The following is a 24,202-nucleotide window of genomic DNA, read 5'->3' on the forward strand; positions in this document are numbered from 1 at the left end:
GGGGCTATATCCAATGACAGCGGGCGGCGTTGTTGAGGAGGCGGGCGGCTTCGAAGATCAGGTGATCGGCGGACAGGGGCTTGGGGATGACGACGTCGGCGCCGGCGCGTGAGGCCAGATCGCGATGGTTGGACGAGGCGTTGGCGGTGAGCATGGCAATCGGAAGCCTGTTGACCTCCCGTTGCTGTTCGCCTCTGCGGATGCTGCGGATGGCCTCGACGCCGTCCATGACCGGCATCTGCATGTCCATCATGATCAGGTCGTAGGCGTGCGCTGACCACAGATCGACGGCTTCCTGGCCGTTTTCGGCGACCTCGATCTGACAGCCGAAGCCGCTGAGGAGCGCCTGGACGACCTGCTGGTTGACGAGATTGTCCTCCGCCAAGAGGATCCGCGCGCCGTAGAGTCGATCCAGCGCTTCCACATGGCTCTCGCCTTCGTGGGTGATCTCGCCGCTGGGATCCATCGGCAAGTCGAGAACGAAGAGCGTTCCCCGACCGGGCTTTGAACGCACCCTAAGGCGGCCGCTCATCAGCTCCGCCAGACGACGACTGATGGAGAGGCCAAGGCCCGTGCCGCCGAACCGCCGCGAGATGGAGTCGTCGGCCTGGCTGAACGGCGAGAACAGCAGTTTGGCCGTCGATCGATCAAAGCCCATGCCGGTATCGGCGACGCGGATGCGAAGACGCCCGGACGGCTTAGAGTAGCGCCCATCGACCAGCACCTGGCCGACTGCAGTGAACTTGATGGCGTTGGAGACCAGGTTCAGCACGATCTGACGCAGGCGGGCCCCGTCGCCCAAGAGATGGGGCGGAAGACCGTCGAACCGGGAGATCAGCTCGAGTCCCTTTTCGCTGGCAAGCGGCTGCATCAGATCGACCGCGCCGGAGATGGTGTCGGACGGCGCAAAGGGTTCGTTAACCAGGTTCATCTCGCCGGCCTGGATTTTGGACAGGTCCAGCACATCGTCCAGAATGCGCCTCAGCGTCTCGCCGGACTTGATGATCAGATCGACCTTCTGACGCGCATCGTCGGGCAGGTCGGCGCCTGACAGGGACTGTGCCAGGCCCAGGACGCCGTTCAACGGCGTTCGAACCTCATGGCTCATGGTCGCGAGGAAGGTGTCGCGCAGCGCGGCGGCGCGTTCGGCGACGAGCCGCGCTTCCGAAAGGGCCTCCAGAGCCAACACATGTTCGGTCACCTCGAAACGAATGGCCGTGTAAGACGCCGGACCATCGGGACCGCTGAGCGCCGGCACGATAGTCGTATCGACCCAATAGAGGCTGCCGTCCTTGCGACGGTTCCGCAACGTGCCGGTCCATACCTTGCCGCTGCGGATCGTGCGATACAGATCCTGGAAGAAGGCCTTGGAATGCAGGCCGGAGTTCACGATCCGATGGGTCGAGCCGATCAACTCTTCTCGGCTGTAACCGCTGACTGCGACGAACTTCTCGTTGCAGTCGGTGATGACCCCATGTCGATCGGTCGTCACCAGGATAGCGGCGACTTCGAGCGCTCTTCGAAGTTCAGCATCAAGCGCGCCTCCCGTGCTTATCCCCAGCGATCGGGCCGCCGTGACAGGGTGGGCGGGATGTCTTTTGACCGACGCCATCGGCTCTTTCCGGTTGTTGCCTCACCCACTCTGTTCCCAAAGGCTTGCGCGGCAATCTAGGATTGCGCCGGTATGAAATGATTTCCTTATGGATGCGCTGTTAGAGGTTCGGTAGCCCTAAGGGTTGACCTTCGTCTATCTTGCAGGTTGCGGCCAATCCTGTCACACCGGACCTATGGGTGTTCGGGGGACGATCAACGAGTTCACCGTGCGGGAGTTCGATGATCCCGCCATGGCGCTGTATGCGCTCGACACCGCCTTGCTTGAGCTTGATCGCCAGCTTGATCGCGTCCTGCGCGCCGATGGTCAAAGCAATGCCGCCGTCCGCGCCTTGAGCCTGATCGCCGGCGAGGGCCGTCGCGGCGTCAAACAATGTGCTCTCGGATCGACGCTTCAGGCGCCGCCGGCCTCGCTATCGCGGCTGGTTGATCATCTGGTTCGTGCCGATCTGGTCAAGCGTTCGCCCCATCCGAACGACCGGCGTGTCACCATGCTGGAAATCACCGAGGCAGGCCGCGCCGTTCTGGACGATCGGCGGTCGCAATACGGTCGTCTGGCCGGCCTTTTGACCAGCGAGGGTCTGAAGACCGCCGCCCAGCTGATCCCGCTGCTGCAGACCATGGCGAAGGACGTCGGTCATACCGCGACCTGACGTCAGACCGGCGCAAACAATGCTTCCGCTGTGAAACAGTCTACAGGCTGAAGGGACTTCAACCGGCCTTTAGATCGAACCTCGTCCAACTGACCGCCATGCAAGGGGGCCGTCATGTCGGACGCAATGAATCTGGATCAAAGACTTCGCTTCTTGAAGCTGGACAAGGCCGCGAGGTCTCGGCTTGCCGACGCCAGACCCGTCATCGAGGCTGCGCTTCAGCCCAGCCTTGAAGCCTTTTACGCCCAGGTTCGCGCGACGCCTGACGTGGCCCGCTTCTTCGGCGCGGAAAGCCAGATCGCGGGGGCCAAGGACGCCCAGGCGCGACATTGGGGCCTGATCGCCTCGGGCGCCTTCGATCCGGCCTATGTCGAGGGCGTGCGCCGCATCGGCCAGACCCACGCCCGGATCGGCCTGGAGCCGCGTTGGTATATCGGCGGCTATGCCCTGGTCCTGGAAGGGCTGATCGAGGCGATCGTCACATCCCACGCCAAGACGCGGTCGCTGTTTTCGAAGCGCGACGACGGCAAGGCTCTGTCCGCGACGCTGGCCAGCGTCGTGAAGGCCGCCATGCTCGACATGGATTTCGTCATTTCGCTGTATCTGGAAGCCGCCGAGACCAAGCGCCTGGAGGCGGACCAGAAGCGCGCAGAGGCCGAGGCCGAACAGACGCGGGTGGTGGAGGATACGGCGGCGGCTCTGGCGGCTCTGGCGCAGGGCGACCTGCGAACCCGCATCGCGTCCGACTTCACCGGCGGCTATGCGCGCCTGAAGACCGACTTTAACACCGCCATGCAGCGTCTGGACGACGCCATGGCCGAGATCGCCGGCAATACGGGCGCCATGCAGCTGGGCGCCGCCGAAATCAGCGAAGCGGCCGACGACCTGTCGCGGCGCACCGAGCATCAGGCGGCGACGCTGGAGGAAACGGCGGCCGCGCTGGACGAGATCACCGCCACGGTGAAGCGGGCGGCCGAAGGCGCCAGTCGCGCCGCCGCGGTCGTCGAAACCTCGCGTCAATCCGCCGAGCAGTCGCGCGAGGTGGTCAGCCGCGCCGTCGAGGCCATGACCGCGATCGAACAGTCGTCGTCGCAGATCAACCAGATCATCGGCGTCATCGACGAGATCGCCTTCCAAACCAACCTTCTGGCCTTGAACGCTGGCGTCGAGGCCGCGCGCGCGGGTGACGCGGGACGAGGGTTCGCCGTGGTGGCCTCCGAGGTTCGGGCCCTGGCGCAGCGCTCCGCAGAGGCGGCCAAGGAGATCAAGTCGCTGATCACCACCTCGTCCGTCCAGGTGAAGTCCGGCGTCACCCTGGTCGCCGAAACGGGCGAGGCCCTGTCGTCCATCGTCAAGCGCGTCGCCGAAATCGACGAGCTGATGAACGAGATCACGGCCTCGACGCGCGAGCAGTCGACGGCGCTGGAAGAGGTCAACACCGCCGTCAACCAGATGGACCAGGTGACCCAGCAGAACGCCGCTATGGTCGAACAGTCGACGGCGGCCAGCCACAGCCTGACCTCTGAAAGCCGTCAGCTGTCGGATCTGGTCCAGCGTTTCAGCCTGACGCGCGAAACCGCGCTAAGCAGCCGAGCCCTCGCCGCCCCGGCGCCGCGCAAGCCGAGCGCGCCCCGGCCTACGCGTCCGGCCGCGCTGCGATCCTCCGGCTCGGCCGCGCTGGCCGTCGTGGAGGAGGCGGACACGGCCGGCTGGGAGGAGTTCTGACAATGAGCCAAGGAAGCGCAAGCTACCGGATGACCTTGGCCTGCGGGCGGCTGTTGATGCTCGACGAGATCAACGCGCTGACGTCGCGCTGGAACGAAGCCCTGGCCGCCAGCCAGACCGACGAACAGACCTTCCAGACCATATCCAACGCCTGGCGCGACATGGGCGCCTTCATCAGCCGCGCCGTCTTTCAGAACGCCGCCGACGTCCGCCGACTATCGCTGGAACACCGCTGCCAAAGCGCCGGAAACGACAATGGCTAGCGGACGGGGTCCCTATTCGGCTGCGACCACTACGACCGGTCGGCGTGACATCAGCACGATCATCAGCAGACCAAGGGCGGACGCGCCGGCGCCGGCCAGAGCAACGGCCGGATAGCCGAGGCCGCCGGCGATGACGGCGCCGCCCAGAGCGGCCCCGATGGCGTTGCCGAGATTGAAGGCGCCGATGTTGACGGCCGAAGCCAGGTTCGGGGCCTCACGCGCTGCATCCATCACGCGAACCTGAAGCGGCGGCACGAGCGCAAAGCTGGCGATGCCCCACAGGAAGATGAGAACGGCGCTTACGCTGGCCAAAGGCATGGCCACGGCGAAGGTCAGCAGGACGAGCGACAGGCCGGCGAGGGTGACGATCAGCGTGCGATCGACGGAACGATCAGCAAACTTGCCTCCGACCCAGTTGCCGACGGTCAGCCCCAGCCCATAGACAACGAGCATCGCGGTGACGAAACCCAGCGACGCACCGGTCTGTTCGCGCAGGATCGGCGTGATGTAGGTGAAGACGGTGAACATGGCGCTGGAGCCGACAACGGTCAGGGCCAAGGCCGAAAGGACGCGTCTGCGGCCAAGCACGCGCAGTTCAGCCAACATGTCGCCGGCGGCAGGTGCGGCGGCTTTCGGTAGCGTTAGGGCGAGGGCCGCCATCACCATGACGCCGATCATCGCAATGCCCCAGAAGCTGGCCCGCCATCCCAAGGTTTCCCCAGCCCAGGTGGCCAGAGGCACGCCCATGACATTGGCGATGGTCAAGCCCATGAACATGGCAGCCACCGCCCCGGCCTTGCGGTCTGGCGGCACGAGCCCGGCCGCGACAATAGCGCCGACCCCAAAGAAGGCGCCATGGTTCAGCGACGTGATGATCCGCGCGATTATCAGCAGGGCGTAGTTGTCAGCGAGCGCAGACAGCGCATTGCCAATCGTGAAGATGCCGGCGAGCCCGATAAGCAGGGTGCGGCGAGGAACGCGGCCTGTGGCCAGGGTCATCAAGGGCGCGCCCAGGACGACGCCCAGAGCGTAGGCGCTGATCAGCAGACCGGCCGATGGAATAGAGACGCCCAGATCGGTTGCGATGACGGGCAACAGCCCCATGGGGGCGAACTCGGTCACGCCGATACCGAACGCACCGGCGGCAAGCGCCAGCAGGGGAGGGTTGAGTTTCATAGGGTGGAAATTGACGTGACCCCCTGAAACTCCTCCAGGAATAGCTAGAGTCCGCCCAACGAAGGACGGACAGAATGAAGCGATCGAGGTTCACGGAAGAGCAGATCATCGAGATCCTGCGGGAGCAGGAGGCCGGTGTGACGACGGCGGAGGTGTGCCGGCGGCACGGGGTCAGTTCGGCGACCTTTTACAAATGGAAGGCCAAGTTCGGCGGGCTCGATGTGTCGGAGGCTCGGCGGCTGAAGGCGCTCGAGGATGAGAATGCCCGGCTGAAGCGGATGCTGGCGGACGCGATGCTGGACAACGTGGCGCTGAAGGAGCTGCTGGGAAAAAAGTGGTGACGCCCGCCGGCTATCGCGAGGCGGCTGGCCATCTGCAGGCCGCCTACGAGATGAGCGAACGGCGGGCGTGCCGTGTGCTGGGTGTTGATCGGACGAGCGTGCGCTATCAGGCGACGCGCCCGAACGACGGCGCCCTGCGCGACCGGCTGAAGGCCCTGGCCCAGGAGCGTCGCCGGTTCGGCTATCGCCGCCTGCACGTGCTGCTGCGGCGCGAGGGCCATGCGGTCAACAGGAAACGGGTCCAGCGGATCTATCGCGACGAGCAACTGACGGTGCGCCGGCGGGGCGGCCGGAAGCGAGCGATGGGCACGCGGCGACCGCTGGACCTGCCGCTGGCGCCCAACCAGCGCTGGTCGCTGGACTTCGTCGCAGACCAGCTGACGGACGGGCGGCGCTTCCGCATCCTGACGGTGATCGATAACTGTACGCGCGAGTGCCTGGCGCTGGTGGCCGACACCTCGCTGTCGGGCGCGCGGGTCGTGCGGGAGTTGGACGCCGTCATCCGGCAGCGAGGGCGGCCCGACACCATCGTCAGCGACAACGGCACGGAGTACACCTCGAACGCGGTCCTGGCCTGGGCCGACGACACCGGCGTCGGCTGGCACTACATCGCGCCGGGCAAGCCCCAGCAGAACGGCTTCAACGAAAGCTTCAACGGGCGGCTGCGTGACGAGCTGCTGAACGAGACGCTGTTCCGCTCGCTGCCGCACGCTCGCGCCGTGCTGGAGGCGTGGCGACGCGATTACAACGAGCAGCGTCCGCACTCGAAGCTCGGGTGGCTGACGCCGCAGGCTTATGCAGAAGCGCTCACCGGACACATCGGCCGGCCTGCTGCGCTGGTTGATGGCTGCGCAGACCGGCCTCTTGCCAACCCAGCCGATCACAGCTCAGATCACCAAAGGACTCTCGTTATGGCTGGATGAGAAACGGGGGTCACGTCAAAATCCGCAGACCAATAAGACTTGCGCACAGATGGACGCGGTCGTACCCAGCGGTTAGGCCTTCCGAAAGCGAAGGATTTTTGAAATGCACGCAAAGGCGCCGTCAGCGGGCGCAGATCGCGCCCGCGATATGGAGGTGTTCGCGGCTGTGGCTGCGGCCGGCAGCTTTTCAGCCGCAGGTCGGGTTCATGGGCTGACGCCATCGGCCGTAAGCCGAACGATCGATCGGATCGAGGCGCGACTGGGTGTGCGGCTCGTTCTGAGGACAACCCGCGCATTGACGTTGACGGCCGAAGGCCAGGCCTATCTCAGCGCCGCAAGGAGAATTGTCGCCGACCTGGATGAGGCTGAACAGTCCATTTCGGATCAGGGCGCGCCGCAGGGACGCCTAAGGGTTAGCGCATCCCTGGCGCACGGTCGGCAGGTGGTCGTGCCGCTGATCGGCGCGTTCGTGGCGCGCTACCCGCAAATCCTCGTCGACATCAATCTGACGGATACTGTCGTGGATGTCGCGGCTGGGCAGGCCGATGTCGCCATTCGTTTCGGGCCGTTGCTGGACAGTCCGCTGACGGCGCGACGGCTGGGTGAGACGGGGCGAACGATCGTGGCGTCGCCGACCTATCTCGCGCGTCGCGGCGTGCCGCGCGTGCCGGAGGACCTGCACCAACATGACTGTCTGAACTTCAACTTCCGAAGGTTGGAGCCCGTGTGGCCTTTCCGACGGGACGGTCGTGACTATGCGCTCACGGTTCGCGGCCCCGGGGAAGCAAACAATGGCGAGAGCCTGACGCAGCTTGCGCTGGCCGGCGTCGGCGTAACGCGTGTGGGCAACTTCAGCGTCGCCGCCGCGATCGCGAAGGGTGAGCTCGTGCCGCTGCTTGAAGATTTCAATCCTGGTGATCGTGAGCCCATCCATGCCGTCTTTGTCGGCGGCGCGAGCGTGCCCGCTCGCATCCGGGTGTTCGTCGACTTCTTGGTCGATCAGTTGCGGCCACGGACGGTTGCAACAGACACGGCCGAAGTCGCCCCTAGTGCTGGAACGGGGTGATCGCGGCAATTCGTCGTAGAAATGAACCCTGCGGAACCGTCACAGCTGGCTTGGCTTTTCCCTTTCACGGGGATCAGGAGATCCGGCAAGGGGCGAGGGTGCAGATTTGAGTTGGACGCCGTATTGCGGACCCGCGCCGGCTTTCGGCGAGTGGCGCTGGAATCTTGATCCGATCTTGCTGGCCGTCCTCGTTGCAGCTGCGGGCGTGGTCCTGTGGCGGTTGGAAGGGCGGCGGCGCGGCTATGGCCTGGCGGCCGTCGCGGTATTGGCCGTTGGATTTGTCTCCCCGCTGTGCGCCCTCAGTTCGGCGCTGTTCTCGGCGCGGACGGTGCATCATGTGCTGTTGGTCGGCGTCGCCGCGCCCTTGCTGGCGGCGGCCCTGCCTATGAGACGATATGGGTCGCTGATCCTGGCGACGACGGTGCAGGCGGTGGTGTTCTGGGCCTGGCACGCGCCTGACGTCTATGGCGCCGCCCTGTCGAACGATGCGGTCTATTGGGTGATGCAGATCAGTCTGCTGGCGAGCGCCGTCTGGTTCTGGTGCGCGGTGCGGTCGGCGTCTGCACCGGCGGCGGTGATCGCCCTGTTGGCGGCCATGCTGGCGATGGGGCTGCTTGGTGCGGTGCTGACCTTTGCGGGGCAGGCGGTTTATGCGCCCCATGCCTATTCGACCCTGGCCTGGGGCCTGACGCCGCTGGAGGATCAGCAGGCGGCCGGGCTGATCATGTGGGCGCCGGCGGCGGCGCTGTATCTGTTCGCCGCCCTGTGGCGGCTGGGGCGGATGATCGGCCCTGACGCCGAGGCGCATCCGGCATGATCGAAAGACTGTTCAGGCAGCTGCTGGAATGGGCGGCGGGTCACCATGACGAGGGCCGCTATTCGCCAGTCGGCATCGGCTTTCATTGGGTGATGGCGGTGCTGGTGATCTTCCAACTCGGCTGGGGCTGGTGGATGGGGCGGCAGCCGGTGGGCGGGGCCATGATGGCCGCCTACGACCTGCATTTTGCGATCGGCGTGCTGATGCTGATCCTGGTGATCGGCCGACTGTCATGGCGACTGCTGGCGCCCGACCTGATCAATGATGCGGACAAGCCGGGTTGGGAGAGCATGGCCGCCCATGTGACCCACTATGTCTTCTACATCTGCCTGTTCGGCCTGCCGCTGTCGGGCTGGGCCATGGTTTCGGCGACGGATCGGACGCGTCAGCTGGAGACGTTGGGCTTCATCAAATGGCCGCTGCTGCCGCTGCAAGATCTGTCGAACACCCAGCTATGGGCGATCGAGGCGGCGGCGGAATGGATGCACTGGGGACTGGTCATCACCCTACTGCTGATGATCCCGATCCACGCCGGCGCGGCGCTCAAGCACCATCTGATCGATAGGGACGACGTGTTTCACGCGATGCTGCCGGTCGTGCCGCAGCTTCGACCGAAGCGGACCCGGTGGCAGCGGCGCTGGCGCGCGCTGGAGAAGCGGGTTGCGTCGACAGCCAGAACGCTATGGCGCGGGCTTCTGGGTCCGAAAGCGATTTGACGGCGGCGGCCATCACGCCGCGCGGGTCGTTGCGGCGTTTGCCTGCTTTCCAGCGGTCGATCTGTTCCAGCGTGTAGGCGGCGGGCTGACCCGCGATCTGCGGGTTGCCGCCTTGGCCCGAGCCTTGACCCCGGTCGCCGTGACATGAGGCGCAGGCGACGATGCCGCGCGAAGGGTCGCCGTTCAGATAGATGTCGGGCGCAGGCGCCATCGACGCGGGCGTTTGCGTCGGCGGCGCGGGCAGGGCGGCGTAGTAGGCGGCGACCTCGCGTCGGCCCTGCTGGTCCAAGGCCTTGGCGATGCGGGTCATGGCGTCGTCGGGACGAAGGCCCGATGCATAGTCTTCCAACTGTTTCTGCAGATAGCCGGCGTCCAAACCCGCCAGGCGCGGGGCGGCGACCCCGTCCCCGCCGCCGTCCAGGCCGTGACAGGTGAAGCAGGCGTTGGCCGCCCCGCCGGCGCCGCCGCTCATGGCGATGACCTGACCGTTCGCCGTGAAGGTGCGATCCGTCTGGCCCGGCGTGGGGTCGCAGGCGGCGAGGCCGGTCAGCAGCACAAGGACGGAAAGGGAGGCGCGCACGGCGGTGCAACACCTGCTTATGGCGAAGGTTCCTTATGGCGATGCGCCGAGGCTCCATGTCGCAGTCGGGAACCTCCGTCCGACAAGGGGATTGCTCTGGCGAAGCTTTGGGGGGCGGATGGGTTTTCGGACGACGGGCGAGGCGATGGGACGAAGGGCGGCGGCCTGCGCGCTGGCGCTCGCCCTGTGCGCCTGCGTGGACAAGTCCGACCTGCCCCGGCCGGTGGTTCAGGCCGATGCGGCCGCCGGACTGGCGGTGATCAAGGAAGTCGGTTGCGCCGCCTGTCACCGGATACCCGGCGTCGCCTGGCCCGAGGGCCGGTCCGGCTCGAACCTAGCGGGGTTCGGCGCGCGCCCCCTGATCGCCGGACGCTTGCCGAACCAGCCCGATGTCCTGATCCGCTGGCTGATCGACGCGCCGTCGATGGACCCCGGAACCGCCATGCCGCCCATGCCCCTGACGCAAGACCAAGCCCGCGACGTCGCGGCCTATCTGTACACGCTCGATGAAGACTGACGCCCCTCCCGGAATCGCCGGCTGGCCGCCACCCGTGCTGGATCCGGCCGGACCCTTCGCCGGACCGATCCAGACCGTCGCCTGGGTGCTGTTCATCATGGCGGCGGTGGTCATGGTTGTGGTGGCCGTGGCGCTCGGCATCGCCCTGTTCGGGCCGCGCAAATGGAAGCGGCGGGTCGGCGGCGAACGCCTGATCTGGATTGCGGGACTGGTCTTCCCGGTGGTCGTTCTAACAGGGCTGCTGGTCTATGGGCTGACCACCACGGCGCGGGTGGCCGATGCGCCCAAGCCCGGCGAAATGCGGGTGCGCGTCACCGGCGAAATGTGGTGGTGGCGCGTCGCCTATCTGGATGGTCAGGGGCGAGAAATCGTCCAGGACGCCAACGAGGTCCACATTCCGGCCGGCCAGCCTGTCGTGTTCGAGCTGGAAAGCGCGGACGTGATCCACAGCTTCTGGGTGCCGCGCCTGGGCGGAAAGACCGACATGATCCCCGGCCGCCGCAACTTCATGCGCCTGCAAGCCGATGCGCCTGGGACCTACGGCGGCCAATGCGCCGAATACTGCGGCGGTCCTCACGCCTTGATGGGGCTGGTGGTCGTGGCCCATGCGCCGGACGACTATGCCGCCTGGTTGGCGCGTCAGTCGCGGCCGGCCGCCGTCGTGCCCTCGGCCCAGGGGCCGCTTGCCTTGATCGACCAAGGGCGCAAAGTCTTCGCCGCCTCGGGCTGCGCCGCCTGTCACACCATTCGCGGGACCGAGGCGAACGGTCTGGCGGGACCGGACCTGACCCACGTCGGCTCGCGCCAGACGCTGGGCGCCGGCATCCTGCCGAACAATCACGGGACGATGGCCGGCTGGATTTCGGACAGCCAGAGCCTGAAGCCCGGCAACCGGATGCCGTCCTATGCGGTCCTGTCGGGCCAGGACGTGCGCGCCGTCGCCGCCTATCTGGAAAGCCTGAAATGAGTTCGGAAACCGGGTTCGATCCCGAACTCTACAAACGCTTCCCCACCACCGAAGCCCGGCCCGAGGGCGAGCTGGAGCAGCTCGACGAGGTCTGGTGCGGCCCGCGGCGGCCGTGGGAGTGGATCACGGCGATCAACAACAACTACATCGGCGTCTATTACGTCGGCGCGGCCATGCTGTTCTTCGTGCTGGCAGGCGTGCTGGCCCTGTTGATGCGCACGCAGCTGGCCCTGCCGATGACGGGCTTCCTGGCGCAGGAAACCTACAACCAGATCTTCACCATGCACGGCACGGTGATGATGTTCCTGTTTGCGGTGCCCGCGGTCGAGGCGCTGGGCGTGCTATTGCTGCCGCAGATGCTGGGCGCGCGCGATCTGCCGTTCCCGAGGCTGAGCGCCTACGCCTTCTGGGCCTATCTGGTCGGGGGGCTATGCTTCTTCGCTTCGCTGTTCTTCGGTCTGGCGCCGAATGGCGGCTGGTTCATGTATCCACCGCTGACGTCGACGACTTACTCGCCGGGCATCAACGCCGACTTCTGGCTCCTGGGCATCGGCTTCATCGAGATTTCGGCCATCGCCGGCGCCATCGAGATCATCGTCGGGGTGCTGAAGACGCGCGCGCCGGGCATGACGCTGGACAAGCTGCCGATCTTCGCCTGGGCCATGCTGATCTTCGCCTGCATGATCATCATCGCCTTCCCGTCGATCATTTTGTCGACCCTGCTGCTGGAGCTGGAACGCGCCCTGGGCTGGCCCTTCTTCGATGCGGCCAAGGGCGGCGACCCCATGCTATGGCAACACCTGTTCTGGTTCTTCGGCCACCCCGAGGTCTACATCATCTTCCTGCCGGCGGCGGGGGCGATGTCGACCCTGATCCCGGCCGTCGCCCAGACCAAGCTGGTCGGCTATCGGCTGGTGGTTCTGGCCATGCTGGCGACCGGCTTCATCAGCTTCGGCGTCTGGGCGCACCACATGTTCACCACGGGCATGCCGCAGATCTCGATCAACTATTTCAGCGCCGCCTCCATGGCCGTCAGCGTGCCGGCGGGGGTGCAGGTCTTCGCCTGGATCGCCACACTGGCGGCGGGCAAGATGCGGTTCAACACGCCCGGCCTGTTCGCGGTCGGGGGGCTGGTGATCTTCGTCATGGGCGGGCTGACCGGGGTGATGGTCGCCATGGTGCCGTTCGACTGGCAGGCCCACGACAGCTATTTCATCGTCGCCCACCTGCATTACGTCCTGATCGGCGGGATGGTCTTCCCGCTGTTCGCCGCCATCTACTACTGGACGCCGATGTCCAGCAGCCGGCCGCTCAGCGAGCGTTGGGGCAAGTGGATCTTCTGGCTGATGTTCGTCGGTCACAACGTCACCTTCATGCCCATGCACCTGACCGGGCTGATGGGCATGCCGCGCCGGGTCTATACCTATCTGCCGGATCGGGGCTGGGACCTGCCCAATATGATCTCGACCGTCGGCTCCTTCATGTTCGGCCTGGCAGTGGTGCTGTGGATGATCGACATGATCCGCAACTTCCGGCCCTTCGGAGAGAAGGACGCGGGCAATGTCTTTGGCGGGCCGGGGCTGGAGTGGCTGCCCGCCGGTCGATACTCGCTGCGGTCCGTCCCGGTGATCAAGAGCCTGTATCCGGTGTGGGACCAGCCGAACCTGGCGCGCGATGTCGAGGCCGGCCGCTACTTCCTGCCCGGCGCCCCGCGCGGAGAGCGAGAAACCATGATCACAAGTCCGATCAACGCCGAGCCTCAATATCTCCAGCGGATGCCCCGGCCGTCCAGCTGGTATGTCTGGGGCGCGATCTTCACCGCCGGCTTCTTTTTGATTTTGACGATCCAGGCCTACGTCGCCTCCTTGGTCAGCGGCGTGCTGGCCGTCTACTGCATCCTCAAATGGTGCTGGGGACTGGATCGGCCCGGCGGTCCAGCGGCGGTGGATGTCGGCGGCGGCGTGCGACTGCCGACCTATGTGTCCGGCCCCAGCAGTCATGGGTGGTGGGCGATGGTCATCACCCTGACCGTGTCGGGCATGGTCGCGATCATGGCTTGCTTCTCCTACGTCTTCCTGTGGAGCCGCCGGCCGGACCTGTGGCAGGCGCCGCCCGAGATCGGCTCGCTGCCTTTGACCCTGGGTCTGCTGGCGGCCGCCGGACTCGGCGCCTGGGCGTCGCAAGGCGCGCTGAAGCTGGACCGGCCGCGCAGCGCCGCCATCGCCTCTGTGCTGATGCTGGTCGCCACCGTGGCGGCGGGCGGCGCCTTTGCGTCTGAGGCCTCGGCCTGGTGGAACTCGGGCCTGCGCCCCGACGCCTCCAGCCAGGGCGCGACCGTCTATGCGCTGTTGGCCTGGCAGGGGACCTTCGTCGGCATTTCGTTGTTGATGGGACCGTTCGTCCTGCTGCGCTGGCTTTGCGGCTTGGTGTCGTCCCGTTATCCGGCGACCTTTGAAGTGGTCGCCCTGTTCGTGGCCTTCACAGCGGTTCAGGGCGCGGCGACGACCCTTCTGATCCGCCTGTTCCCGGGCGTCGGCGCATGAGGTTCTGGCTGCTGATGCTGGGGGGGCTCCTGATTTGGGCCGCCCATTTTCTGGGGCTGTATCTGCTGTCCAGCGCCGCCGACGTGGCGCGTGGCGACGCCGGCGCCTGGAACATTTTCGGGCTGACTTTCAGCGCCCTCTGTCTGGCAAGCATTGGCGCCCTATGGTGGAAATGTCTGATTGCCCTGCGTGCAAAGCCGGAAGCGACACGGTCCTTCGGCTTGCGCCTCGCGATCGCCGGGAGTTTGCTGGGTGCAATCGGAGTTGTGTTTCAAACTCTGGTGCTTGTCGTCGATGGTAAGATGTGAGGCTGATTTTGCGGCCTGATCTCTACCGACAATCAGGCTGCATAGTATTTTCTGTAGGCCCGGTAGTCGTAGTCGGCTTGGCCATAACCTAGGCCGGCCTCCGCCCGGACATCGACTTGGCTCAGGGTGACGCCGGAAAGGCGAACACCGGATTGGCTGAGGATGCGGATCGCAGCGGCGACGGCGCGCGCGGGCGTCTTTCGCCAGCGGGCGAGCAGGACGACGGTGTCGGCCTTGGCCGCTAGGATACGGGCGTCGGCGAGGACCAGAACGGGCGCGGTGTCGATGACGATCAGGTCGAAGGCCTGACGCAGTTCGTCGAGCAGGGTGGTCATCGGCGGGGCGCCGAACAGGTCGTCGGCCGACAGGCCTGATCCCGACAGGGGCAAGACCTGCGCGCCGGAGGCCGGGTCCAGCACCGAGACGTTTCGCCAGGCCGCCGCGCCGTGAAGGACCTCGGCCAGGCCGTGGTCGGGGTTCAGGCCCAGCATTCGCGTCACGCCGCGCCGACGCGGGTCGCCGTCGATCAACAGCACGCGTACGCCGGAGCGCGCGGCGACGCGGGCCAGACAGACGGCTGTAGTGGTCTTGCCTTCGCCAGGCAGGGCGGAGGTGACGGCGACGATGCGCGCGGACGGTTCGCCCACGACGCTGACGATGGGGATGATCGACGTGCGCAGCGCCCGGAAGGCCTCGGCGAAGACCGACAGCGGTCGTTGGACGACGAGGTCGATCGGGTGCAACGTCTGATCCTCCGCCGTCGCCACGGAGGAGGCGAGGGGAATGGCGCCGACGGCGCCGACGCCCAGCCTGCGCTCGATGTCATCGGGGCCGCTGAGGCCTGTCTGCAAGGCGTTGGCAATGATGACGGCCCCGGTTCCCCCCGCCGCGCCGAGCACCAGTCCCAGCGCGAGGGTGATCATCAGGTTCGGTGCGCTTTGCGCGGTCGGAGGCGTGGCGCGCGAGACGATGCGGGCGTCCGCCTGTTCGACCCCGGTTTGGGCGCTGGTCTCGCGATAACGATCCAGGAAGGCGCGGTAGACGGCGCGGGCGGCTTCGGCCTCGCCTTCCAGTTCGCGCAGGCGCACCGAGGCGGCATTGTTGTCGGCCAGGGCGCCGCGCGCGGCGTCCAGGCTGGACTGCACCGAGGCGGCGCGTTGGCGGGCGACCTGGGCCTGGGCGTCCAGGTTGGAGACGACACGGCGGATCTCGGCCTGGATCTGGGCGTCGATGTCGGCCAACTCCTGACGGGCGCGGATCATGTCGGGGTGCAGCGGGCCATAACGGACCGACAGGTCCGCGACGCGCGTGCTGATCGCCGCGCGCTGGGCCCGCAGGTTCTGGACGACGGGAGACGAGAGGGCCTCGCCCACATCGTCGCCGTTGGAGCCGGCCGCCATCTGGGCGCGGGCGGTGCGCAGGCGGGCGTCCTGCTCGGCCTGCTGCGCGCGGGCCAAGGCGAGTTGCTGGTTGTACGCCGAGATCTCCTGCTCGGTCAGGGTGGCACCTTGGGCGCTGAGCAGGCCGTTTTCTATCCGGTAGGCTGAGACGGCCGCGTCGGCGGCCTCGACCTGGCGGCGCAGATCTTCCAGCCGGGTGCCCAGGAAGGTGTTGGCCTGGGCGTTAGCGTCGAATTTGGCGGTCAGTTGAGACTGGAGATAGGCGTCGGCGAAGGCGTTGGCGATGCGGGCCGCCTTGATCGGACTTTCGGAGGTGACGCTGACCGCCATCGAATAGGTCAGGCCGACGCGGCGCACGGTCAGGCGTCGCCGGACGGCGTCGATCACCTGTTGCCGCTCGATCTGAGGGTCGGCAGCCGCAGGCGTGGCTCGCGGCAGACGCCGGGTAAGGGGCGAGGATCGCAGGCGAGCGTTGAACTCAGGATCGCGAATTAGATCCAGCGTCTGCACGACTTGGGCGGCAAGCTGGGGTGACTTCAGAACTTCGACCTCGGTGTCGACGATGGCCGCCTCGGCGTCGAGCGCCGACAGCACGGCCTGTCCCGCAACGACCTGTTCCTTGCGCGTATTGATCTGGAGGCTGGCGGTCGCAGTATAGACGGGAGGCTGGCCCAGCATCAGCGCCAGCACGATCAGGCAGACGGCTGCTGCGACAGCGATAAACAGGCCGAGACGACGCCGGAAGGCGGCGATCAGGGCACGGAGGTCGATGGCGTCGTCCGCCGGCTGGCCGGGACCGCCGATCGCGGTGTCGTGGTGGGTCATCGCGCCATCGAACGGTGATCGTCCCGTCCAGTGGTGCGATGATACCTTCAGGTTGTCAATCTTCGCGCTGTGGCCGTGCGATCAGAACTGTGAGACAACCGCGATGGACAGGCGCGTCGAGCGATATGTGGGTCCCGCAGCCGCTCCGGACGAGGATTGGTCGAGATACGTCAGACCGGCGGTGAGGCCGTAGCGACGGTCGAGGCGATAGAGGGCGCTGAAGCCGGCGGCGAAGCGGGTGTCGGTGCGGTCGAGGCCGGTGTAGTCGTCTTCGCTCCACGCCGTTTCCGCCGTCAGGATCAGGTTGCGCAGCAGTTCGTGATCCATGCTGATCGACACGTCGGTGCGCAGGGCGCCGGCCGAGCCGATCACGCCGGTGTCCTCGACGCTGCGCCCGGCGGCGGCGGTCAGGGTCGTCAATTGCGTCGGAAACCACGACAGGCGCGCACGACCGCCAAAGTCGTCGAGATCGCCGTAGGCTGCGTTCTGGAAATCCTGGCGGATGTATCCGACGGCGACCTCGCCCCGGATCAGGGCACCTAGCTCAAAGTCCATGCCAGCCAAGGCTTCGTGGCCGGAAGAAGATCGTTCCGGCGACCCTCTCACGTTTCGATAGTCGCGGTCATCGCGGGCGACCTGAAAGAAGAGGGCCGTGGCGGGTGAGAGGGCGTAGTCGGCGCGGCCGGTCAGGCGGGCGGCGGTGCGATCCCGGTCGTCATGTTCGATGACGGCGCCGGCAGCGCTCAATCCATCGCGGTAGTCGTAGCGAAGGACGGCGGCCTTGGCGGACAGGCGCAATCGACCCCGTGTGCGTGTCGCCGCCAGCGAGGCGGAGACCAGATCGAAGGCGATGGGTCGGCGAGCGACGGGATCGGCCCCGGCGGCGATGCGCGCTTCGTGATCGTGGGCGTAGTCGGCGGCCAAGGTGATATCGACGCCTCGAACGATGTCGAGACGGCCGGCGCCGCCCAGGCTCCAGTCGGTCGTGTTCTCGCTGTCGAAGTCGAGGTTGCGGTTGATCTCGGCGCGGGCGTGGGTTTCAAACGCATGGCGCGACCAGTTGGATCGGACGACAAACTCGGGTGTCAGGCGAAAAGTCGTTGCAGGCTGACGGTCGCCCTCGGCCGCAAAGATATTGTCGTCATGGACGACGCCCGACTGAAGCTGGGGAAAGGCCGTGAAGCCGCCGGCCCGGATGCCGAGCGGGTCGTAGGCGGGTTGCGGGCGGTCGCGTACGGCGACCGCACGGTTGCGAACGAAGAGGTCGATTTGCGCGTCCTGAGCCGAGCGCAAAGCCTGGGCGGAGGCGTGGGTTGCGCCGAACAGCATCAGGACGAAGCCGGCCGACAGGATTTCGCGTCGCATCGGCCCCCCAGCCTTCTTGCGTCAACCGTTCTCGTATTGACGCCACCAGGCGACGAACTTTTCCAGTCCGATCTTCAGCGGGGCCTTGGGCTGATAACCGCACAGGGCGTTCAGCTTGGAAATGTCCGCATAGGTGGCGGTGACGTCTCCGGGCTGCATGGGCCGCATGATTTTTTTTGCCTCGACGCCCAGCGCGGTTTCCAGGGTGGAGATCATCTCCATCAGGCCGACGGGCTGGCTGTCGCCGATGTTGTAGATTTCATGCACGCCCCGCGCCGGGGGGCGGTCCAGCACGGCGATCACGCCGTCGACGATGTCGTCGATATAGGTGAAGTCGCGCGCCATCTTGCCTTCGCCAAAGACCTCGATCGGCTCGCCGCGCACGATCTTCTGGGTGAAGCTGAAATAGGCCATGTCGGGCCGGCCCCAGGGGCCATAGACGGTGAAGAACCGCAGGCCCGATTGCGGAAAGCCGTAGAGCTTGGCGTAGCTCTGGCTCATCAGTTCGCACGAGCGTTTGGTCGCGGCGTAGAGCGACACCGGGTGGACGGTCGGATCATCCTCTCGGAAGCCCGAACCCTCCAGAGGCCGGTCGCCATAGACCGAACTGGACGAGGCATAGACCAGGTGGGTCACGTCACTGTGCCGCGCGGCCTCCAGCATCGACAGATGGCCGGCCAGGTTGGACCGCTCGTAGGCGAAGGGGTTCTCAAGCGAATAGCGCACCCCGGCCTGGGCCGCGAGGTGGACAATCCGCTTGACCCCGGCATCCGCGACCAGCGCAAGCATCTGCGCGTGGTCGGCGATGTCGGCGCGGACCATCCTGAAGTTGTCGCGACCCTCAAGCCGGGCGGCGCGGGCGGCCTTCAGGCGCGGATCGTAGTAGTCATTGAAGACATCGACGCCGATCACCTGCTCGCCCCGGTCCAGCAGCCGCTCGGCGACGTGCATGCCGATGAAGCCGGCAGCACCCGTGACGAGGATCGGCGACCCCATCAGCCGCGCCCGATGCCCATGTAGCGGAAGCCGCGATGCTTCATGTCCTCGGGTCGATAGATGTTGCGCAGATCGACCAAGACCGGCTGTTTCATCAGCAGCTTGATGCGGTCCAGATCCAGGGCGCGGAACTGGTCCCATTCGGTGACGAGGACCACGGCGTCGGCGCCGACGACGGCGTCATAGGCGCTGTCCTTCATCTGGATGTCCGGCAACAGCTTGGCGGCCTCATGCATGCCTTCGGGATCGAAGGCCTGGATGGTTGCGCCGGCGGCGATCAGAGCAGGCGCAATGTCCAGCGACGGGGCGTCACGCATGTCGTCGGTGTTCGGCTTGAACGTCAGACCCAGAAGGGCGACCGTCTTGCCCTGAACGCTTGTGCCCAGGGTCGCGGCGACGCGGTCGGCCATGGCCTTCTTGCGGGCGTCGTTGACTTCGACCGTGGCCTCGATCAGCTTTGTCGGCGCGCCATACTGCTGGGCGGTGCGGACCAGGGCGATAGTGTCCTTGGGGAAGCACGAGCCGCCATAGCCGGGGCCGGCGTGCAGGAATTTCGAACCGATGCGCTTGTCCAGACCGATGCCGCGCGCGACCTGCTGGACGTCGGCGCCGACGGCTTCGCACAGGTCGGCCATCTCGTTGATGAAGGTGATTTTCATCGCCAGGAAGGCGTTGGCGGCGTATTTGATCAGCTCGGACGTGCGACGGCCCACGAACAGCAGCGGGCTCTCATTCAGGTTCAGCGGACGATAAAGTTCGCTCATGACCTTCTGCGCGCGACCGCCGGCGTCGCCGGTCATGTCGTCGATGCCGATGACGACTCGGTCGGGACGTTTGAAGTCGCCGATCGCGGCGCCTTCACGCAGGAATTCGGGGTTGGAGACGACGGCGAAGTCGGCCTTCGGATTGGTCTTGCGGATGATGGCTTCGACCTCATCGCCCGTGCCGACCGGGACGGTCGACTTGGTGACGACGACGGTGAAGCCTTCGATCAGGCCGGCGATCTCCTCGGCGGCAGCGTGGACGTAGGACAGGTCGGCATGGCCGTCGCCGCGACGCGTCGGCGTGCCCACGGCGATGAAGACGGCGTCGGCCCGGCGAATGGCCTCGGCGCCGTCCAGGGTGAAGAACAGTCGACCTTCGCGCACATTGGCGGCGACCAGATCATCCAGCCCCGGCTCATAGATCGGGATTTCGCCCCGCTCCAGCCGCTCGATCTTGGAGGGATCCTTGTCGATGCAGGTGACGACATGGCCGAAGTCGGCGAAACAGGCGCCGGACACCAGGCCCACATAGCCCGTCCCAATCATCGCTACGCGCATCGAAATCCCTCATCAGCCGCGAGCCGACCTTTAGCGGTGCGGTGCGCCCGGGGACAATGGCTTTTGGTTTCGCGGTGCAACGCGCCTGCAGCCGACGCCGTCCAGCGGCGGCTGCAGGATCGGGCTTTAGAGGACGCCGATCATCGACGCGACCAGCGGGTGGCGGACGATGTCGCGCTCGGCCAGACGCACCACGGCGATGTCGGGTACGGCCTCCAGTCGCGCCGAGATGTCCGACAGGCCCGAGATGCCGGGCAGCAGGTCCGACTGCTGCGGATCGCCGGTCACCACCATGGTCGAATGCCAGCCTAGGCGGGTCAGCAACATCTTGAGCTGGACGTAGGTGCAGTTCTGCGCCTCGTCCACGACGATGAAGGCGTTGTTCAGCGTGCGGCCGCGCATATAGCCGACCGGGGCGATCTCGATCAGACCTTCGGCCATCAGCGCCTTGATCTGCTTCATCGACAGACGATCGGACAGGGCGTCGTAGAGCGGGCGCAGATAGGGAGCCAGCTTGTCTTCCATGTCGCCGGGCAGGAAGCCGATGGATTCGCCGGCCTCGACGGCGGGACGGCTCAGGACGATGCGGCCGACCTTGCCCGCCTCCAGCGCCTCGACCGCCTTGGCGACGGCGAGGTAGGTCTTGCCGGTGCCCGCGGGACCCAGCGCCATGACCAGGTTGTGGTGGTCGATGGCCTCCATCAGCTCGCCCTGGCCCTCGGACTTGGGCTTCAGCGTCTTCAGGTAGCCCTGGTCGCGGTCATCGTTCGAAGGATAGGGCGACCAACCCGATCGTTCATTTTGGGGCGCGTGAAGCCGACGAACTTTCGACTCCTCCATGAAATCACGCGAATCCAGGATTCCGTGTTCACGCGTTTGACGCTTGGTTGCAGCACGCTTGGTCATGGACGCCTCCAGGGCATGAAAAAAGGCGGACCCGAACGGGCGCCGCCTTGGATGGTCTTGGGGAGGAAGAGGTCGCGGCCTGCAGAGCAGCGGCCCGGATCGACAGCAGGGCCGTCTGCAACGGGGTGCGCCCGCCGCCAAACAACCGAACCAGGATCCCAACGCGCCACGCGAAAGCCCCGACTTGATGACCGGATCGGGCTTGATCCGGTTTCGGATCCGGGGCCGAAATGGCGACCCACGAATCGCATCAACAGAATGATGCTATCGTGGTTAGCGATCCGTTAAAGCCCTCATTTTTCAAAGATTAGGCGGTGTACAGATGACCATTTACGCCTTGGGCGACAGCAAACCGCAGCTTCCGCCGCAGGGCGAATACTGGGTGGCGCCAAGCGCATCGGTAATAGGGAACGTGATTCTCCATTCCAACGCCAGTGTCTGGTTCGGCGCCGTGCTGCGGGGGGACAACGATCCGATCACCGTGGGGCCTGACAGCAACATTCAGGACGGCAGCGTGCTGCACACCGACATGGGGTCGCCGCTAACGCTGGGGCGCGGCGTGACGGTGGGGCACAAGGCGATGCTGCATGGCTGCGAGGTGGGCGACTACAGCCTGATCGGCATCGGGGCGGTGGTGCTGAATGGGGTCAAGATCGGCCGGAACTGCATCATCGGGGCCAACGCGCTGATCACAGAGGGCAAGATCATCCCGGACAACAGTCTGGTCGTGGGCCAGCCCGGCAAGGTGGTGAGGGAGCGTGACCCGGCGCAAATCGCCGTGCTGCAAATGTCAGCCGAACACTATGTGCAGAACTGGAAGCGGTTCGCGGCGGAGCTTCGGCCTCTATGACCGGCTGAGGACAGTTCGCGCCGCCGCCGCATCGGCGTCGATCTGGGTCTTCAGGGCGTCGAGACCGTCGAAGGTCTCCTCGCCGCGCAGCCAGGCGACCAGTTCCGTGTCCAGCGTCTGGCCGTAGAGGTCGCCGTCGAAGTCGAACAGCCAGACCTCCATCAGCGGGGTCTCCAGCGCATACATGGGACGCACGCCCAGGCTGGCGACGCCGTCGATCACCCGTCCGTCCGGCAATCGGCTGCGGGTTGCATAGACGCCATAGGCGGGGCGCATATAGTCGCCGAGCGCGATATTGGCGGTCGGCACGCCGATGGTGCGGCCGCGCTTGTCGCCGTGGATGACCTCGCCGCGAATAGCGAAGGGGCGGCCCAGGATGGCGGCGGCGCGGGCCATGTCGCCGGCCTTCAGGGCCTCGCGCACGGCGCTGGATGACAGTTTCAGGCCGTCTGCGTCATCCAGCCGTTCGGCGACCGAGACAGTGAAGCCCAGCCGCTCGCCGTAGGCGCGCAAGGCCTCGGGCGAGCCGGAGCGGCCCTTGCCGAAGGTGAAGTCGAACCCGACGGCGGCGTGACGGATGCCCAGACCCCCGGCCAGCACCCGCTCGGCGAAGGCGGAGTCGCTCATGCCGGCCATCTCGGCGTCGAAGGGCAGCAGATAAAGGATGTCCACACCGAGCGGCGCCAGGGCTTCGGCCATCTGGTCGGCCGTCATCAGTCGAAAGGGCGCGGCGTCCTTCTGGAACCAGCGGCGTGGATGAGGATCGAAACTGACGACGCCCAGCGGCGCGCCCAGCCGTTCCGATGCGTGACGTGCGCCGGCGATGACGGCCTGGTGCCCGCGATGCACGCCGTCGAAGGCGCCGACGGCGACCGCCGCGCCCTTCAGCGCGTCCGACAGGTCGCGCCAGTCGCGGACAATCTGCATCAACGCTGGGACGGTTTGCGCCGGCGGGGGACGCGGACGACGGCGACGCCGTCCATGATCATGGTCTCGCCGACGAAGCCTTCGCAACTGAGCTTGACCCGCGCGCTCTCGGGCTCGACCTCGATCACGGTGATCAGGATGCGCACGACGTCGTCGATCCGCACCGGCTGATGGAAGGCCAGGGTCTGGGAGATATAGATCGAGCCGGCGCCCGGCAGGATGGTGCCGACCACGGCCGATCCGAACGAGGCGCTTAGCAGGCCGTGGGCGATCCGGCCGCGATAGGCGGTCTTGGAGGCAAAGGCCTCGTCCAGATGCACCGGGTTGAAATCGTCGGACGCCTCGGCGAACAGCCGAATGCGGTCCTCCGTCGCGACGACGATTTTCTCGGCCGCCATGCCGACGTGAAGTTCGTCCAGGATGTAACCACCGGACGGATGCTGCTGAACCAATTCGACCATGGATGAGGCTTTAGCGGCGGTGCGACAAAATGGCGAGCCTTACCAGTTCAGTTCGAGCGCGGCGTATCGCGCATAGGTCGTTTCCGCCTTCAGCAGAGCGGCGGCGCGGGCCGGGTCGAGCGCGCCGTCTTCGCCCTTGGCCTGGTCACCGTGGATGCCCTGGGCGATGAACAGGCAGTCCAGCCCTTGCGCGTTTGCGCCCATCACGTCGGTGACGACGCCGTCGCCGATGCACAGGATGCGCGAGCGATCGACGGGGCGGCCCAGCAGGCCTTCCGCCTCCTTGATCGCCAGATCGTAAATCGGGGCGAAGGGCTTGCCCGCCATCACGACCCGGCCGCCCTGCGATTCATAAAGGTCGGCCAGTGCTCCGCCGCAGTAGATCAGCTGGTCGCCGCGCTGCACGACGCGGTCGGGATTGGCGCAGATCAGTTCGATGTCGCGTGCGGCGCCGACGGCGAATCGCTCACGGTAGTCTTCGGGCGTTTCGACTGTGTCGTCGACCGGGCCGGTGACGGCGATGAAGACGGCGTCCTCAGGCGACGCCGCGCGCTCGAGGCCAAGACCCGCGTACAGCGGCGCGTCACGTTCGGGGCCGACGATCCAGGCCGGACCCGGCGCGCGCCTGGCCAGTTCGGCGCGGGTCGCGTCGCCGGAGGTGACGAAGGCCTTCCACGCCTCGCGCGGCACCCCCAGCCCGTCCAGCTGAGCGATCACGTCCGACGCCGGGCGGGGCGAGTTGGAGATCAGCACGACATGGCCGCCCTCGCGGTTGAACCGCGTCAGCGCCTCGCACGGGCCAGCCCAGCTTTCGCGGCCATTATGGATCACGCCCCAGACGTCGCAGAGCAGGATGTCATAATCGCCGGCGACGGCGCCGAGGTGGGGCAGGGCGTGGGGGAGGGTCATGGCGCCGTGATTAGCGGCTTGGCCGCCGAGACGGA

General features: G+C 66.4%; 22 protein-coding genes and 1 pseudogene. 12 read left to right on the forward strand and 11 right to left on the reverse strand.

The features are described 5' to 3' along the window. Window positions 1–4 precede the first annotated feature (4 nt). Window positions 5–1,492 (reverse strand): PAS domain-containing hybrid sensor histidine kinase/response regulator, encoded by a 1,488-nt coding sequence (locus tag A4249_RS02115; protein ID WP_066550574.1) that lies wholly within the window; start codon window positions 1,490–1,492, stop codon window positions 5–7. A 328-nt stretch (window positions 1,493–1,820) separates the two neighbouring features. On the opposite strand from A4249_RS02115, the gene A4249_RS02120 reads away from it, so the two are divergent. From A4249_RS02120 to A4249_RS02130, 3 genes are all read left to right on the forward strand, one after another. Then, window positions 1,821–2,264: a MarR family winged helix-turn-helix transcriptional regulator gene (locus A4249_RS02120; RefSeq protein ID WP_174086625.1), complete on the forward strand. Its 444-nt coding sequence runs from the start codon at window positions 1,821–1,823 to the stop codon at window positions 2,262–2,264. A 114-nt stretch (window positions 2,265–2,378) separates the two neighbouring features. Next, entirely contained in the window at window positions 2,379–3,989 is a 1,611-nt protein-coding gene (locus tag A4249_RS02125) for a methyl-accepting chemotaxis protein (protein ID WP_066550579.1), read from the forward strand. Between the two features lie 2 nt (window positions 3,990–3,991). Continuing rightward, the gene (locus A4249_RS02130) at window positions 3,992–4,252 is read left to right on the forward strand and encodes a hypothetical protein (protein ID WP_137722168.1); all 261 of its coding nucleotides are present in this window, start codon (window positions 3,992–3,994) and stop codon (window positions 4,250–4,252) included. Between the two features lie 12 nt (window positions 4,253–4,264). Here A4249_RS02130 and A4249_RS02135 read toward each other — a convergent pair whose 3' ends face one another. Then, window positions 4,265–5,428, reverse strand: a complete 1,164-nt coding sequence (locus tag A4249_RS02135; protein WP_066550582.1) for an MFS transporter — start codon at window positions 5,426–5,428, stop codon at window positions 4,265–4,267. Between the two features lie 74 nt (window positions 5,429–5,502). Between A4249_RS02135 and A4249_RS02145 the strand changes: the two genes are divergently transcribed. The 4 genes from A4249_RS02145 (at window position 5,503) to A4249_RS16865 (ending at window position 9,291) form a co-directional block, all read left to right on the forward strand. Then, window positions 5,503–6,692, forward strand: a protein-coding gene (locus A4249_RS02145; RefSeq protein ID WP_156494614.1) for an IS3 family transposase whose coding sequence is annotated in 2 segments (ribosomal slippage) — window positions 5,503–5,761 and window positions 5,761–6,692 — 1,191 coding nt in all. Because the reading frame shifts where the segments join, the coding sequence is not laid out codon by codon here. A gap of 103 nt (window positions 6,693–6,795) precedes the next feature. Beyond that, window positions 6,796–7,758 (forward strand): LysR substrate-binding domain-containing protein, encoded by a 963-nt coding sequence (locus A4249_RS02150; protein WP_066550587.1) that lies wholly within the window; start codon window positions 6,796–6,798, stop codon window positions 7,756–7,758. 175 nt (window positions 7,759–7,933) lie between these two features. After that, window positions 7,934–8,575, forward strand: a complete 642-nt coding sequence (locus A4249_RS02155; RefSeq protein ID WP_231868752.1) for a cytochrome c oxidase assembly protein — start codon at window positions 7,934–7,936, stop codon at window positions 8,573–8,575. Next, a complete protein-coding gene (locus A4249_RS16865) occupies window positions 8,572–9,291 on the forward strand; it encodes a cytochrome b (protein ID WP_066550592.1) in 720 nt (239 codons plus the stop codon). Before A4249_RS02155 ends, A4249_RS16865 begins: the two co-directional genes overlap by 4 nt. Window positions 9,292–9,298: 7 nt before the next feature. Here A4249_RS16865 and A4249_RS16870 read toward each other — a convergent pair. Beyond that, window positions 9,299–9,763: pseudogene (locus A4249_RS16870) on the reverse strand (c-type cytochrome); the annotation flags it as partial. Between the two features lie 226 nt (window positions 9,764–9,989). Between A4249_RS16870 and A4249_RS02165 the strand changes: the two are divergent. Genes A4249_RS02165 through A4249_RS02180 form a run of 4 tightly spaced genes read left to right on the forward strand, consistent with a single transcriptional unit; the run spans window position 9,990 to window position 14,206 of the window. After that, window positions 9,990–10,388, forward strand: coding sequence for a c-type cytochrome (locus A4249_RS02165; protein WP_082465125.1), 399 nt, complete (start codon window positions 9,990–9,992; stop codon window positions 10,386–10,388). Beyond that, entirely contained in the window at window positions 10,378–11,355 is a 978-nt protein-coding gene (gene coxB, locus A4249_RS02170; RefSeq protein WP_066550594.1) for a cytochrome c oxidase subunit II, read from the forward strand. Before A4249_RS02165 ends, coxB begins: the two co-directional genes overlap by 11 nt. Beyond that, window positions 11,352–13,898, forward strand: a complete 2,547-nt coding sequence (locus A4249_RS02175; protein ID WP_066550595.1) for a cbb3-type cytochrome c oxidase subunit I — start codon at window positions 11,352–11,354, stop codon at window positions 13,896–13,898. The genes coxB and A4249_RS02175 overlap by 4 nt, the downstream gene beginning before the upstream one ends. Continuing rightward, window positions 13,895–14,206, forward strand: coding sequence for a hypothetical protein (locus A4249_RS02180; RefSeq protein ID WP_066550597.1), 312 nt, complete (start codon window positions 13,895–13,897; stop codon window positions 14,204–14,206). Before A4249_RS02175 ends, A4249_RS02180 begins: the two co-directional genes overlap by 4 nt. 32 nt (window positions 14,207–14,238) lie before the next feature. On the opposite strand, the gene A4249_RS02185 is transcribed toward A4249_RS02180, so the two are convergent. The 5 genes from A4249_RS02185 to A4249_RS02205 form a co-directional block, all read right to left on the reverse strand. Further along, window positions 14,239–16,431, reverse strand: coding sequence for a GumC family protein (locus A4249_RS02185; protein ID WP_066550600.1), 2,193 nt, complete (start codon window positions 16,429–16,431; stop codon window positions 14,239–14,241). A gap of 81 nt (window positions 16,432–16,512) precedes the next feature. After that, a complete protein-coding gene (locus tag A4249_RS02190) occupies window positions 16,513–17,796 on the reverse strand; it encodes an outer membrane beta-barrel protein (RefSeq protein ID WP_066550603.1) in 1,284 nt (427 codons plus the stop codon). A 21-nt stretch (window positions 17,797–17,817) separates the two neighbouring features. Continuing rightward, window positions 17,818–18,792 (reverse strand): SDR family NAD(P)-dependent oxidoreductase, encoded by a 975-nt coding sequence (locus A4249_RS02195; protein ID WP_066550606.1) that lies wholly within the window; start codon window positions 18,790–18,792, stop codon window positions 17,818–17,820. After that, complete coding sequence (locus A4249_RS02200; RefSeq protein ID WP_066550608.1) at window positions 18,792–20,114, reverse strand: UDP-glucose dehydrogenase family protein; 1,323 nt, start codon at window positions 20,112–20,114, stop codon at window positions 18,792–18,794. The genes A4249_RS02195 and A4249_RS02200 overlap by 1 nt, the downstream gene beginning before the upstream one ends. 126 nt (window positions 20,115–20,240) lie before the next feature. Continuing rightward, a complete protein-coding gene (locus tag A4249_RS02205) occupies window positions 20,241–21,032 on the reverse strand; it encodes a PhoH family protein (protein ID WP_156494740.1) in 792 nt (263 codons plus the stop codon). 310 nt (window positions 21,033–21,342) lie between these two features. Here A4249_RS02205 and A4249_RS02210 point away from each other — a divergent pair, with 310 nt between their 5' ends. Further along, window positions 21,343–21,870: a gamma carbonic anhydrase family protein gene (locus A4249_RS02210; protein WP_055754156.1), complete on the forward strand. Its 528-nt coding sequence runs from the start codon at window positions 21,343–21,345 to the stop codon at window positions 21,868–21,870. Here the strand turns inward: A4249_RS02210 and A4249_RS02215 are convergent. Genes A4249_RS02215 through A4249_RS02225 form a run of 3 tightly spaced genes read right to left on the reverse strand, consistent with a single transcriptional unit; the run spans window position 21,865 to window position 24,167 of the window. Then, window positions 21,865–22,797 (reverse strand): bifunctional riboflavin kinase/FAD synthetase, encoded by a 933-nt coding sequence (locus A4249_RS02215; protein ID WP_066550612.1) that lies wholly within the window; start codon window positions 22,795–22,797, stop codon window positions 21,865–21,867. The two genes, A4249_RS02210 and A4249_RS02215, sit on opposite strands and share 6 nt — an antisense overlap. Further along, window positions 22,797–23,258 carry a MaoC family dehydratase gene (locus tag A4249_RS02220; RefSeq protein WP_017506733.1) on the reverse strand — a complete coding sequence of 154 codons (462 nt, stop codon included), beginning with the start codon at window positions 23,256–23,258 and terminating at the stop codon, window positions 22,797–22,799. The genes A4249_RS02215 and A4249_RS02220 overlap by 1 nt, the downstream gene beginning before the upstream one ends. 39 nt (window positions 23,259–23,297) lie before the next feature. Beyond that, window positions 23,298–24,167, reverse strand: a complete 870-nt coding sequence (locus tag A4249_RS02225; protein ID WP_066550615.1) for a TIGR01459 family HAD-type hydrolase — start codon at window positions 24,165–24,167, stop codon at window positions 23,298–23,300. Between the last annotated feature and the right edge of the window lie 35 nt (window positions 24,168–24,202).

It is taken from the genome of Brevundimonas sp. GW460-12-10-14-LB2 (assembly GCF_001636925.1).
Taxonomy (GTDB): Bacteria; Pseudomonadota; Alphaproteobacteria; order Caulobacterales; family Caulobacteraceae; genus Brevundimonas; species Brevundimonas vesicularis.

Coding starts and splice junctions, on each gene's coding strand:
- A4249_RS02215 (WP_066550612.1), bottom strand. CDS start 22,797: ATGCAGATTGTCCGCGACTGGCGCGACCTGTCGGACGCGCTGAAGGGC.
- coxB (WP_066550594.1), top strand. CDS start 10,378: ATGAAGACTGACGCCCCTCCCGGAATCGCCGGCTGGCCGCCACCCGTG.
- A4249_RS02195 (WP_066550606.1), bottom strand. CDS start 18,792: ATGGGGTCGCCGATCCTCGTCACGGGTGCTGCCGGCTTCATCGGCATG.
- A4249_RS02175 (WP_066550595.1), top strand. CDS start 11,352: ATGAGTTCGGAAACCGGGTTCGATCCCGAACTCTACAAACGCTTCCCC.
- A4249_RS02220 (WP_017506733.1), bottom strand. CDS start 23,258: ATGGTCGAATTGGTTCAGCAGCATCCGTCCGGTGGTTACATCCTGGAC.
- A4249_RS02210 (WP_055754156.1), top strand. CDS start 21,343: ATGACCATTTACGCCTTGGGCGACAGCAAACCGCAGCTTCCGCCGCAG.
- A4249_RS02135 (WP_066550582.1), bottom strand. CDS start 5,428: ATGAAACTCAACCCTCCCCTGCTGGCGCTTGCCGCCGGTGCGTTCGGT.
- A4249_RS02130 (WP_137722168.1), top strand. CDS start 3,992: ATGAGCCAAGGAAGCGCAAGCTACCGGATGACCTTGGCCTGCGGGCGG.
- A4249_RS02190 (WP_066550603.1), bottom strand. CDS start 17,796: ATGCGACGCGAAATCCTGTCGGCCGGCTTCGTCCTGATGCTGTTCGGC.
- A4249_RS02185 (WP_066550600.1), bottom strand. CDS start 16,431: ATGACCCACCACGACACCGCGATCGGCGGTCCCGGCCAGCCGGCGGAC.
- A4249_RS02125 (WP_066550579.1), top strand. CDS start 2,379: ATGTCGGACGCAATGAATCTGGATCAAAGACTTCGCTTCTTGAAGCTG.
- A4249_RS16865 (WP_066550592.1), top strand. CDS start 8,572: ATGATCGAAAGACTGTTCAGGCAGCTGCTGGAATGGGCGGCGGGTCAC.
- A4249_RS02150 (WP_066550587.1), top strand. CDS start 6,796: ATGCACGCAAAGGCGCCGTCAGCGGGCGCAGATCGCGCCCGCGATATG.
- A4249_RS02225 (WP_066550615.1), bottom strand. CDS start 24,167: ATGACCCTCCCCCACGCCCTGCCCCACCTCGGCGCCGTCGCCGGCGAT.
- A4249_RS02180 (WP_066550597.1), top strand. CDS start 13,895: ATGAGGTTCTGGCTGCTGATGCTGGGGGGGCTCCTGATTTGGGCCGCC.
- A4249_RS02165 (WP_082465125.1), top strand. CDS start 9,990: ATGGGTTTTCGGACGACGGGCGAGGCGATGGGACGAAGGGCGGCGGCC.
- A4249_RS02200 (WP_066550608.1), bottom strand. CDS start 20,114: ATGCGCGTAGCGATGATTGGGACGGGCTATGTGGGCCTGGTGTCCGGC.